This window comes from Dawidia cretensis, assembly GCF_018598175.1.
In the GTDB taxonomy this organism is placed as follows: domain Bacteria; phylum Bacteroidota; class Bacteroidia; order Cytophagales; family Cyclobacteriaceae; genus Ohtaekwangia; species Ohtaekwangia cretensis.
This window is the reverse complement of the sequence record NZ_JAHESE010000001.1, coordinates 196317-208839: the sequence shown is the minus strand read 5'-3', so window position 1 is coordinate 208839 and position 12523 is coordinate 196317. Positions and strand designations below refer to the sequence as shown.

Annotated in this window: 10 protein-coding genes; 7 read left to right on the top strand and 3 right to left on the bottom strand. The window is 48.8% G+C overall.

Going from position 1 to position 12523, the window contains the following annotated elements; genetic code table 11:
• Positions 1-35 precede the first annotated feature (35 nt).
• Positions 36-1631, top strand: a complete 1596-nt coding sequence (gene porM, locus KK062_RS00895; protein ID WP_254082345.1) for a type IX secretion system motor protein PorM/GldM — start codon at positions 36-38, stop codon at positions 1629-1631.
• A 7-nt stretch (positions 1632-1638) separates the two neighbouring features.
• Positions 1639-2553, top strand: coding sequence for a gliding motility protein GldN (locus tag KK062_RS00890; RefSeq protein WP_254082344.1), 915 nt, complete (start codon positions 1639-1641; stop codon positions 2551-2553).
• 64 nt (positions 2554-2617) lie between these two features.
• Here KK062_RS00890 and uvrC read toward each other — a convergent pair whose 3' ends face one another.
• The 3 genes from uvrC to porW are packed head-to-tail and all read right to left on the bottom strand — an operon-like array spanning position 2618 to position 9274.
• Positions 2618-4390: an excinuclease ABC subunit UvrC gene (uvrC, locus tag KK062_RS00885; protein WP_254082343.1), complete on the bottom strand. Its 1773-nt coding sequence runs from the start codon at positions 4388-4390 to the stop codon at positions 2618-2620.
• A gap of 14 nt (positions 4391-4404) precedes the next feature.
• Positions 4405-6735 (bottom strand): transglycosylase domain-containing protein, encoded by a 2331-nt coding sequence (locus KK062_RS00880; RefSeq protein ID WP_254082342.1) that lies wholly within the window; start codon positions 6733-6735, stop codon positions 4405-4407.
• Complete coding sequence (gene porW / locus KK062_RS00875) at positions 6686-9274, bottom strand: type IX secretion system periplasmic lipoprotein PorW/SprE (protein ID WP_254082341.1); 2589 nt, start codon at positions 9272-9274, stop codon at positions 6686-6688. Before porW ends, KK062_RS00880 begins: the two co-directional genes overlap by 50 nt.
• Before the next feature lie 182 nt (positions 9275-9456).
• On the opposite strand from porW, the gene KK062_RS00870 reads away from it, so the two are divergent.
• The 5 genes from KK062_RS00870 (at position 9457) to atpB (ending at position 12499) form a co-directional block, all read left to right on the top strand.
• Positions 9457-10326, top strand: coding sequence for a M23 family metallopeptidase (locus KK062_RS00870; protein WP_254082340.1), 870 nt, complete (start codon positions 9457-9459; stop codon positions 10324-10326).
• Between the two features lie 11 nt (positions 10327-10337).
• Entirely contained in the window at positions 10338-10778 is a 441-nt protein-coding gene (locus KK062_RS00865) for a bactofilin family protein (RefSeq protein ID WP_254082339.1), read from the top strand.
• Entirely contained in the window at positions 10732-10968 is a 237-nt protein-coding gene (locus KK062_RS00860; protein ID WP_254082338.1) for an AtpZ/AtpI family protein, read from the top strand. The genes KK062_RS00865 and KK062_RS00860 overlap by 47 nt, the downstream gene beginning before the upstream one ends.
• Positions 10965-11327 (top strand): hypothetical protein, encoded by a 363-nt coding sequence (locus KK062_RS00855; RefSeq protein ID WP_254082337.1) that lies wholly within the window; start codon positions 10965-10967, stop codon positions 11325-11327. Before KK062_RS00860 ends, KK062_RS00855 begins: the two co-directional genes overlap by 4 nt.
• A gap of 158 nt (positions 11328-11485) precedes the next feature.
• A complete protein-coding gene (atpB, locus tag KK062_RS00850; RefSeq protein WP_254082336.1) occupies positions 11486-12499 on the top strand; it encodes a F0F1 ATP synthase subunit A in 1014 nt (337 codons plus the stop codon).
• Positions 12500-12523: the final 24 nt, after the last annotated feature.

Below are 12523 nucleotides of genomic sequence, written 5' to 3'. Positions count from 1 at the left end.
TGTTTTTTAACGTTTAATTAAAAAAACAACCAACAATGGCAGGTGGAAAGGAAACCCCGCGGCAGAAGATGATCGGTATGATGTATCTCGTACTGACTGCACTTCTGGCGCTGCAGGTGAGCAATGCCGTTCTGGAGAAATTCGCTATCATCAACAGCACGCTTGAGTCGCTGATTGGTGATGGGAATACCAAGAACGATGCTCAACTTGGAAAGATAGTGGAAGACGGTGGCAAGAGCGACGACGCAGCTGTAAAGCAAGCCGTAGCGAATGCCCAGGAAGTACGGAAGCAGTCAAAAGTGACCGTGGCTTATATCGAAGAAGTTAAGAAAAAGATGCTCGCCGAAGCCGGCGCTAAAGGTGTCGACGAACAATTCATCAACGATCACAGCTCGAAAATAGCGACGATGATGATCGATAAAAAAGATGGTGCCGGCGTAGGTGTCGAGTTCGTGAAGAAGCTTGAAGAATACCGCAAGCAGCTCGAAAAGCTGACGGGTGGTAAATTCGAAACGCTGACGAAGTCTCCCGATCAAATGGCAGCTTTCAAAGACAACGAGAAGCACAAGAACAAAGACTTTCTGACCTTCACGTTTGAAAACACGCCTGCGGTAGCGGCTTACGCTTCCGTAACGCAGATCCAAACTGAAGTATTGGAGCAAGAAGCGAAGGCACTGACCATTCTGGCTGAGAAAGCTGGTGCTGGTGTAGTGAAGTTCGACCGTATCGTTCCGATGGTTCGTCCTGTATCTTCGATCGTGGCAGCAGGTGCTAAATACCAGGCTGACATGTTCATCACGGCCTCGGCTTCTGGCCTGGTGCCTGAGATGTACTACAACGGTCAGAAACTGCAGGTAATGGACGATCCGTCCGGTGTGAAGATGGGTAAAGTAGAATTCACCGCGAAAGGTGGAAGCTATGACAAAGACGGTTTCTCGAAACAGTCTTTCAAAGCCCGGATCATGATCGATGGCAAGCCGTACGAGCAAGACATTCAGTACATGGTGGCACAACCCGTTATTAAAGCAACGACTGGTAACGCTCCTACTCTGTATATGAACTGTGGTAACACGGTGAACATCGAAGTTCCTTCGCTCGGCACGAACTATAACCCTTCGTTTAACTCAAACGGCGGTGCTGACATCATCAAAGGTGACAAGCCCGGCCGTGTAACGATCATTCCGAAACAACGGAAGATCAAAGTAACGGTAAGCAACGGTGGCGCTACGATCGGTGATCAGCCGTTCGACGTGAAGAACGTGCCAGATCCGAAGTACGTAGCATACGTGGGTAACAACCCGGTTGACTTGCGCAACGGTATCCGTGCCAATCAACTTGCCGCCCTGCGTTTTGCTGCTGAGCCGGAAGCAAACTTCAAAGAAGAAGTTCCGAAGGATGCTCGTTATTCCATCAAGCGTGCTGAGGTTATCCTTGGTCGTGGAACAGCTGGTGTACAGCGTCTGACTGCAACGAACGGTAACCCCGACTTGCGTTCATGGGCAGGCCAAGCCCGCCCTGGCGACCGTATCGTTATTGATATCAAAGATGCGGCCCGTAGAACATTCCGTGACGACGAAGAAAAGATTGTCCCGAAAGGTTCGAATGGTATTATCATTGTACCGGTGAATTAATAAACAGATGAAGAAGATAGCATTTTTTGCAGCGCTTTCGGCAGCGTGCTTTATAGCAAGAGCACAGGAAGTACAGGACCTGGAGGTTCAGTACAACCCGAACTCACTGAACCCTATTCCTGTCTACGAGCAACACTACAAAGTGCGTGTGTGGCGGAATATCGATCTGCGTGAAAAGCAGAACAAAGGCTTCTTCGCCAAAAATGGCGAATTAACCCGGCTGATCATCGACGCTGTAAAATCTGGCGAGTTGACGGATGTTTATGCCAGCGACTCTCTGACCTCGAAAGTCTCTAAGCAAGACTTTCTGGGCCGTTTGGTGGCTGAGCAGGCACAGACCTATGATCAGTGGGATCCGAACCGCGATTTTTATACCGACGACGTGATCACCTATAACGGTAAGAACTACCGTTCCCTGCGTGACAACCGTGGTGTAACACCGGGTGCGGACAACGCCGGTGATGACTGGGCTGCAACTTCACAAGGCAGCGGTCTCGAGTACATGGTGAATGATATTAGCAATGCCCATATGTGTGAGGATATCATCTTCGACAGAAGAAGATCAAGACTCTACTATGACATTCAGGCCATCGAGCTGATCATTCCCGGTGCAAAAACCAACACAAACATCGACGTGTCGTTGGGTTGGTTTAAGTACAAGGACCTCGAGAAACTGTTCCGCAATAACATCCCGAAAGCGGTATGGTTCAACTGGCAGAACACTGCTCAGAACAAGAACTTCGCCGATGCTTTCTTGCTGAGACTCTTCCACGGAACGATCTATAAAGTTCAAAATCCGGATGATGAGACTATTGACGACACCTACCGTGCTAACGGCCGTCCTTATCGTGAAGGCGTATGGGCACGCGAGTGGACCGAAATGATGCTCATGGAGAAAGAGCACAATCTCTGGGAGTTTTAAGTTTTGTTTTTTTGATATTGAAAAGGGAGGCGAAAGCTTCCCTTTTTTTATTACCTGCTGGGGTCTATCGTTTCATGGCTTCGGCCTTCTTCTGACCAATAATAGCAGCTATCTCTTCTATCGAGGCTTCTTTGATCTTCTTCACGGACTTAAAGTGCTTCAGCAATTTTTCGGCTGTCTTGTGACCAATCCCCTCTATACCTTCCAGCGCCGAGCTGAAGTGTTTTTTACTGCGCTTCAAGCGGTGGAACGTGATGGCAAACCGGTGCGCTTCGTCGCGTATCTGCTGTAATAACAAGAGGCCCGGCGATTTTTTACTGATGAGAAGCGGGAACGGATCTTCGGGATAGTATATTTCCTCCAGCCGTTTGGCAATGCCTGCAATCGGTACTTTGCCGTAGATGTTCAACTCTTTTAAGGCTTCACAAGCGCTGCTAAGCTGCCCTTTACCACCGTCGACGATAATCAGATCAGGCAAAGGTTGGCCTTCTTCCAGGATGCGTTTATAGCGGCGACCTACGATCTCCTTCATAGAGGCAAAGTCGTCTGGCCCTTCTACGGTTTTGATATTAAAATGCCGGTAGCCCTTTCGTTCGGACTTACCATCGACAAAGCGCACCATGGATGCTACAGGCGACGTGCCTCCCAGGTTAGAGTTGTCAAAGCATTCGATGACTTTAGGTAACGTAGGCAATTTCATATCCTTCTGTAGGATAGTCAGGACCTCTTGTTGTTTTGTCTTCTTGCCTTCACGGAAAATCTCTTTTTCCTTCTTAAGCTCCAGTGCATTTTTTAGCGACAGGAAAATAAGCTTCTTTTTGTCGCCAATCTTGGGGACTACATTTTCAACACCCTCTTCCAACACCGTGATGTCCAGGTTGCTCAGGATGACCTCGTTCTTGCTATTGGTTTGCTCACGCAATTCAGCCACCGCAAGGCTTAACAACTCCTCGTCGGGCTCGTCGAGTTTCTTCTTGAGCTCAACAGTTTTAGAGAAGACAATAGAGCCTTCTATAATCTGGAGATAGTTAACGTAGGCATAGGCTTCGATGCTCGTAATGGTAAAGACGTCGATGTCGGTCACGTCGCGGTTTACCACCAGCGACTTCGATTGGAAACGTTCCAGGGTGTCAACCTTTTCTTTTACAGCTTGTGCGCGTTCAAACTCCAGGTTGGCTGCAAAGCCTTTCATCTGGTTGTTCAGGTGATTGTATACAACGCTGAGGTTTCCTTTCAGGATATAGCGCGCCTGACTAATCTCTTCCATATAGGCTTCTTCTGCCTGTAAACCTTCGCACGGTCCTTTACAGTTGCCTATGTGAAACTCGAGGCACACCTTGAACTTCTTTTGCGCCACATTCTGTTCACTGAGCAGCAACGAGCAGGTGCGTATGGTATAGAGCTTGCGCACAAGCTCCAATACATTCTTCATGGCCACGACGCTGGAGTACGGGCCGAAATATTCTCCTTGCTCCGGCAGATACTTGCGCGTATAGATGATGCGGGGATAACGTTCCTTCAGGACGCAGATATAGGGGAAGGTTTTATCGTCCTTGAGGAGGATGTTATACTTAGGCTGGTTTTGTTTGATGAAATTGTTCTCCAGCAACAAGGCATCGAATTCGGAGTTCGATACCGTATAGTCAATGCGCCGGATCTCAGAGACCAGTCGGAGAGTTTTTCTGTTTACGCCCGTGCTTTTCGAAAAGTAACTACTGACGCGTTTCTTGATGCTTTTGGCTTTGCCGACGTAGATCAGCACATCTTCGGCACTATAGAAACGGTAAACCCCCGGAGACTCCGGCAGCCGGCTTACCGCATCTTTAATGTCGTCCATAGAATGTCTGCCAATTAGTTATTCGGAACCTGCCAGACTTGCTCGTCTTCTGAATCCTGCGCATCGGTAGAAGTGCTGTTATGTTGGCTGCAGTCGAGCGTTATATCAAGACCCATGGCCGGTCTTCGAAAGACACCTTTTCCATAGCCAAGTTCTTTGTCACGGTATACGCGCGTCATATACTTGTCCCAAATCGGAGCGGCTGTTTTACCACCCTGGCCAAAGCTCCAGGACGGGAAGTGAATACTGCGCTCGTCGCCGCCTACCCACGCACCGGTGACAAGGTTATGTGTAATGCCCATGTACCAACCGTCAGAGGCGTTGTCGGTGGTACCGGTCTTACCGCCGACCTCGTTGTTGGTCCGGAGGTCATAGCTCAAGCCGAGCGAAGTACCACCTGATTCTTGCACACCACCTTGTAGCATATAGATCATTTTGTAGGCTGTGCGTTCGTCCATCGCCTGGCGGGTTTTGGGAACGAAGTTTTCCAGTACATTGCCATTTTTGTCTTCAATGCGCGTGATGTAATACGGCTGAGTATAAATGCCGAGGTTTACATAGGTGCAATATGCCGCCACCATTTCATACAGCGTAACATCGCTGGTGCCAAGACATAATGATGGTACAGCATCCAGCTTACTGGTAATGCCCAATCGATGAGCAAAGTCCACTACATTTTGAGGTGTTACGCGTTCCATCATTTGTGCCGTGATGGAGTTAATCGAACGCGCCATCGCTTTACGAATGGTCATTTTTTCGCCACTGCCGCGCGTGCCATCCGAGTTTAATGGGCTCCAGGTACCACCGGAAACTTTGATGGTCGGTGAGATGTCGAGCAGCTCCAGGCAAGGTGAGTAGCCTGCTTCAATCGCGGTGCCATATACAAAGGGTTTGAAGGTAGAACCCGGTTGACGAGCGCCCTGGCGTACGTGGTCATATTTGAAATACTTATGCGACACGCCACCTACCCAGGCTTTGATGGCGCCGGTCTTTGGGTCCATTGACATCAGGCCGGTTTGAAGAAAGCGGTTGTAGTAGTTCAGCGAGTCCATTGTGCTGAACAGTGTGTCGCGTTCGCCGGCATAGGTAAAGACGGTCATGGGCTTCTTGACACGAAGCATGATGTTCACCGAGTCTGACCCCGCGCCGTAGCGGTCTACAAGGTTGCGATAAGCTTCCGTGCGTTTGACCTTTTTGTCGAGGAAGCCTTTGATCTCTTGCCCGGTCTCTTCGTCAACCCACGGATTGCGGCTGCGTTGTTTCCACTCGCGGTCAAATTGTTTCTGTAGTTTAGCCATGTGCTCAAGCATGGCATCCTCCGCATAGCGCTGCATGCGGCTGTCGATTGTCGTGTAAATCTTGAGACCTGATTCCCATAGGTCATAGCCATGTTCTTTACACCAGGCGATCAGATCATTGCGCAGTACGTTGCGGAAGTAAGGAGCGAGTCCCTGATTCTGGTTTTGTACGGCAAACTTCAGGTCGATCGGTAGCACGCGAACCGAGTCGTAGGTGACGCGCGAAATGAATTTGTGATCGTAGAGCTTATAGAGTACCTCGTTTCGTTTGTTGAGCGCATTCTTCGGAAAGCGGTGCGGGTTGAACAGCGAAGGGTTCTGACACATGCCCACCATTACAGCAGCCTCTTGTACGTTTAATTCGCTGGGTAACTTATTGAAGTATGTCTCACACGCCACTTTGATGCCATAGGCGTTGCTGCTGAACTCGATCGTGTTGAGGTACATCGTAATGATCTCCTCTTTGGTGTAGTTCTTTTCCAGTTGAATGGAGATGATCCACTCTTTTGTTTTTTGGACAATGCGACGAGGAATTTTGCCCAGTCGGGCCAGGGGGCCGTCGAGGTCAAGCGTATACAGGTTTTTCGCGAGCTGCTGCGTGATGGTACTGCCACCACCTTTGCTGTTGAAGGTCATCAACCCCCAGACCACCCGTGGATAGGCCCAAAAGTCCATGCCTGCGTGATCGTAAAAGCGGTGGTCTTCCGAGTAGATGAGGGTCTTGACAAGATTGGGTGAAAGCTGGTCGTATGTTACCTGGCTTCGGTTAAACCGGAAGTAGCGTCCCAGCGAGACGTCGTCGGCGGAAATCACTTCCGAAGAAAGGTCGTTCTCCGGGTTCTCGATCGCCTTCAGGCTGGGCATGCCGCCGAACAATCCGAACAGATCGATTCCTACCGAAAAAACGTACAGCGGAAATCCCAGGATTATGCACAGGAATAAGATCCAGATACCTTTTACTACTTTCCCAAACCAGGGTTGCTGTATGCGTAGGAGACTACTGAGCTTCTGCTGGATAGTTTTTTTGGAAGAATTGGATGTACTCATCAAGACCTTTAGTTCGGTAGAAGATATCGAAATTATCTTTTGTGATTACAAAGGTATTGAATTTATGGTTTTGTAGCTCCGTGAGCTTTGAAACCTGGGCTTTAAATGTTTGCGCATACTCAATGGCAGAGGTGACACGCGGCAACTCCGAGACCATCGTCAGTGCGTAGTCGTCGTTTAAAATAAGATTGCTGGTTTTCAGCGACAGGTCTTTGAAGCTTGCCAGGTTGAATTTGTCCAACACGGCCGAGGCAACGTCGCTTAGCTTCTCATCCTTCCGGTAGATCATGATAAAGTAGTGCGGCTCTTCCAGCGAGCGGATGTACTGTATGCCCATGCGTCGTTCCTGCTTGGTCTGGAAATCGCGCGACGACTGCAGCAACGTTTTTGCGTACTCTGTAATGGCTGCCTCCGGATACTTCTTGATAAATTCTTCCAGGCTGTACTGATACTGCGTAGCGTTCTCGGTTTTGCCAATAATTAATACTTGCAATAGTTCCAGGTTGGGCACAAACGTCGTTTGACCTAGTGCCAGCGCTTCATCGATGGTTTGCCTGGAGGCAGTGTAATCACCTTCGGTATACTGGTTGTAGGCATCTTTGTAGAGTACCTTTTGCTTTTCACCGGCTTGCTCCGACTCCGCCAGGTAGTTAGGGTTTTTCAGCAGTTTGGCAAACGTAGAATCGGGGTATTTACTCAACAATAAGCTGGCGTATTGTTCTGCCTTGCTGGGATCACTGTCTTTGTAGATCAGGTAAAGTTTATACAGGACTTCTGCTTCGTGCTTGGTTTCGGGGAATCGTTTCAGCAGCGTGTTGTATGTCGTCACAGCGTTCTCAGGCTCTTGCAGCTTGAAGTAATAGATGTCTCCCAGCTTGAAGTAAGCATCTTCGATCTTGGCGAGGGCCTCTTGTTTTTGTTCTTCTGTGCGGGGGATCTGTTGGTCCAGGCGATCGTACTCAGCCGCCACGGGGTCGGCCGGCGGAGCTGTGTTGGTGGGCTGTTGTACATTCGGATCGTCGGGCGCGGTCTCGTCCACTTCATTATCGTTCGCCGTAGCAGAACGAAGCGACCGCCGCCAGTTGTCTTCCAGGGGCACGTTACCCCACACGCGTTTAAACTCAGTCTCGCCCATGGCCATAGCCGAGGGGTTGCCAAAGTACCAATCGACTTCCTGCTCTTCGCCATTTTCGTTCGCAAAGATCGGATTGGAATTGCCCGAAATATCGATGCGATTGCCACCCCGTCGTTTCTTCTCAGCGGCGGCACGTTTTTCCTCTTCTCGTTTTTTAGTTTCAAAATTGGACTTGATCTGGGCACGCAGTGCGGCGGTGTCCATGGTGGCTAAGGCCAACAGGCTGTCTTGCCATTTGATGGTATTCAGATGTTTGACAAACTCGTTCAAAACTTCCTGGCGGGCTTTTATGCGCGCATACCCTTCGTAGTCTTTGGGCAGGGAGTTAATAGCACTATCGTAGTAGGCTTGTGAAAGTTGGTACTGGCGGAGTGTGTCATAATAAATCTCACCCAAACGCAGATAAGCTTCGCCGTCGATTCGTTTGTTATTACCAGCACGCACAGACCGGTTAAAGTCGGCAATGGCTTCGTCCAGGTTTTTCTGCTTGAGCTCAAACACGCCCATCTCATAGTAGATCTTGTCTTTGAAGTCTTTGTTCTTGCCGTCTTTCAACAGCTTCCTAAACGACTTCCGCGCGGCGTTCACGTCCTTGCTCCGCGATATTTCTGTTACCTGCGCCAGGTAGAGGCGGGCATAAAAATCCACCTCATACTCGGGGTTGGTGGCAATACATTTTTTATAAAAATTATAAGCTTCAGCTTCGAAGCCAAGCTTTTGATAGACTTGCCCAATGATAAAGTATATTCTCCCGGGCTTGTCACGCTTCTTCAACAACGGTACGGCTTCACTCAGGTTCCGGACCATCTTGTCCAGGTCGCCCTGCATCTGGTAGAAGTAAGCTTTCTCCAGCAGCAAGTGTTTTTTGTTTGTTTTGGTCAGCGGCATTTTCTGCACAAAGTCGATGGCGGCCTGTGCGTTGTTGAACTCCTGGTGCTCGGTAAAGGTGCGCACCAGGTGAATGATGGCGCGGTGGCGTGTGTCCAGATCTTTGCCTTTGGTATTGACGTATTTATACGTCTGGATAGCGTTGCCCCAGTCCAGGCTGTAAAAGCGCGCGCGCCCCACGAGGATATACGCGTCGTCTACCCATTTGCTGTTGGGATGCCGTTGTATGGCGAGGGAAGCCATTTTGACGGTTTCCTGTATTTCTTTGTCATAGCCTTTTGCCTGTGCCGAATCCAGCGGTGGGTACAACCGCAAGATGCGATTGTAGTCGTCCTCGTAGGCGGCCCAAATATCTTTGTCGATCTTGTCGAGCTCTTCGCGCGCGTACCAATAACCGTTGTAATGCGCGGTTGTGTTATGATAAGCCTTGCTTGTCCAGGAGTGACTTTCTGATGAACAGCCGTTCAGCAGCATGAGCGTCAAAAGAACAACGAGGTAGTAGACAATATTTTTCAAACCGCTGCTATTTGTGAGGGTAAAACGCAAAAATCCAACATTCCATATTTAAATAAGCTGGAATATCTAATTTTGTGCAAAAAAGTAGAATATTTTGAAGTGACCCAGGGCATGAGGCCGTTCAATTTGACAATCCTTAGCAGAGACCAGCGCATACGATCTTAAAAACTATTCCATAGCGGATGAAACCGAAAAAAACATTATCGAACTGGCTTACGACCCGGTATCAACTGATTATTCGCAACGAAGAAAACTTTGCCGAGAAAACCAGCCTGGGATTCACCTATTCGAAAGTTATTCTTTTTTCGGTGATTTTATTTACCGGGCTGTTCATCATGAGCCTGTTTATGTCGAAGACCATCCTGGCAAAATGGTTCGATCCCAAACACGAACAAATGGTCTTAAACCAGCAGCTCTTTGAGCTGGCACAAAAGGTTGATTCGCTGGCGCTCGAGATCGACCGTAAAGACCAATTCATTGCTAACTTCCAGCGTGTACTCAGTGGCGACACCACTAATTTTAAAGATCCTGCAGAAGCACTGCGCAACGAATCACAACCCCTTACAAAACCAACTGCCGCCAATTTAAGCGCATCATCGATCGATTCGACATTCCGACGGGAATTTGAACAATCCGACCTATCAGTGACCCCGTTGACCAACGTTAGATATCGTGAGTTACAAGAAACTTTCTTCTATTCGCCCCTCACGGGATATATATCCGACACCTATGATGTAGCCAAAGGACACCTCGGTGTAGATATAGTGGCGAAAGCCAACGAGCCGGTTAAGTGCATCGCGGGGGGTACTGTGATCTTTTCATCCTGGACGCAAGACTCCGGCTATGTAATAATGGTGCAACACAGAGGCAACCTCATCTCTGTATACAAGCACAATGCCCAACTTTTGAAAAAAGTTGGTACTTTTGTCAATGGTGGCGAGATCGTATCTATCGTGGGCAATAGTGGCGAGCTTACCAACGGTCCACATTTGCATTTTGAATTGTGGTATAATGGGAACTCCCTGAACCCGGAAGAATTTGTAACTTTTTAAACCAGAATGTCATGCTAACTTCAAAAGAACAAAAACGCGCTGCCGATGAGATCAGCAACTCAAGCAACACCATCGGGAAAGGCACTTACCTGGAGGGAAACATCGAAACATACGGCAATATTCGGATTGAAGGCAAAGTTACTGGCAATATCAAGTCGAAGTCCAAGGTGGCTCTGGGCCATCAGTCGCACGTACAAGGCAATATCATCGCCCAAAACGCTGATATTGAGGGTGAAGTAAAAGGAAAAATCGAAATTGCCGAGCTGTTGGTGTTGAAAGCCACAGCCATCATCAACGGTGACATTATCACTGGCAAAATGGTCGTAGAGCCCGGCGCCGTATTTAATGGCTCCTGCAAGATGGGCGCTGCAATAAAGGACATTAAAATAGGAGCTGAGAACAATAATGGAGTCACCCGATCCATCACCCAACCAGAAATCAAAACCGTCTAACACTTACCTGAAATACAGCGGCCTGGCGATCCAATTGTTTGGCGCTATTGGCGTGCTTGGATGGCTGGGCTATAAGCTTGATCAGTACCTGGCTCTCACTTTTCCCGCGTTCATGCTTCTTTTCGGTTTTCTGGCTTTCGGTGGAATGATGTTCCAGGTGTACCGGTCGATAAAACGCGACAACTCTTGACACGTTTCGTCCTTGTATTATTAATTACCGCCGCGGCGATCGCCGGTGCGACCCTGCTCGCCTGGCAGCGGCAATGGCTTCCGTTACCTTCATTCTTTTACCAAACGCTCATCCTGTTGGCGTTCAGCACCGCATTGATTTACCGCTATCTTTACAAGGCCGATAAGTCGGAATACTTTGTCCAGCTCTATCTGCTCACCATGACGGTGAAATTGCTGACATACGGCGTCTACAATGTGTTTGTGGTACTACAGGACAAAGCCGGCGCCACCGCCAATGTGGTCTTTTTTATGACGGTTTATGCCATTTTCACCGTCCTGGAAATATCCTTCCTCTATCGTCGCATTTCGCGGTTTTGACCACCATTACTAAAAGCCCAAAATTTTCCAAAACATTTTTTTGTGGGAGGAGATTTAATACCTTTGCGGTCGGAATTAAAAAGCCTCCGAAATAAGCCCAAATGAGCGTTTTCTCTAGCACTTTCCGAAGAATTTCGATCCTTGGTTTACTGTTAGTCGTGTTTTTTTCGGTTGCCGGTGCGCAACATGAACACACACAGGAAGCAGACGAATACGAGAACGGCGAAAAACCGCAAAAGGAAGAGTTCAACGCAAGCGAGGTGATCATCCACCACGTAGTAGACGATCACAGCTGGCATTTTTGGAGCGGCCATAACGGCACCCTGTTTCTTCCCGTTATTGTTTATTCTTCTGAACGCGGCATAGAGGCTTTCTCGTCCAGCAATTTCTATGACGAGCATCACAACCTGAAGCCGGAAGGTTACAACGGCTACAAGCTCGAGCACCATAAAGTAGTGCTGGCAAACGGCTCCAGCACATTGGACCTCTCCATTACGAAAAACGTAGCCATGCTCTTTATCAATGCCATTGTACTCATCCTGGTATTTACGGCAGTGGCAAAAGGCTACAAAAAGAATACGGGCAAAGCCCCCAGCGGGATTCAATCGTTCTTCGAACCCGTCATTTTGTTTGTACGCGATGAAATCGTGAAGCCCAATATCGGCCCCCATTACGAAAAGTACTTCCCGTATTTGCTGAACCTGTTCTTCTTTATCCTGTTCGGCAACATTCTGGGCCTGCTGCCTGGTGCAAGCAACATGACCGGCAACATTGCCGTGACGTTGGTGCTGGCCGTGCTGACCTTCATCATTACAAACGTGAATGGAAACCGCTCGTACTGGTCGCACATTTTCTGGACGCCGGGTGTGCCGCTGCCGCTGCGCATCGTCATCCTGCCCGTGGAAATCATCGGCATCTTCACCAAGCCCATTTCACTGACCGTACGTCTTTTCGTGGCGATCACGGCAGGCCACATTGTGATCCTAAGCTTGATAGCCCTGACATTCATCTTCCAAAGCTATTCGGTCGGTATCGCGTCGAGCCTGGTGGCATTGTTCATCAACCTGATCGAGATATTGGTGGCCGGTATTCAGGCCTATGTTTTTACGCTGTTCTCGTCGCTGTACATAGGTCAGGCGACCGCGGTACATGAACATGACGATCATCACTAATGAAGCATTAAGATATCCCGGTTT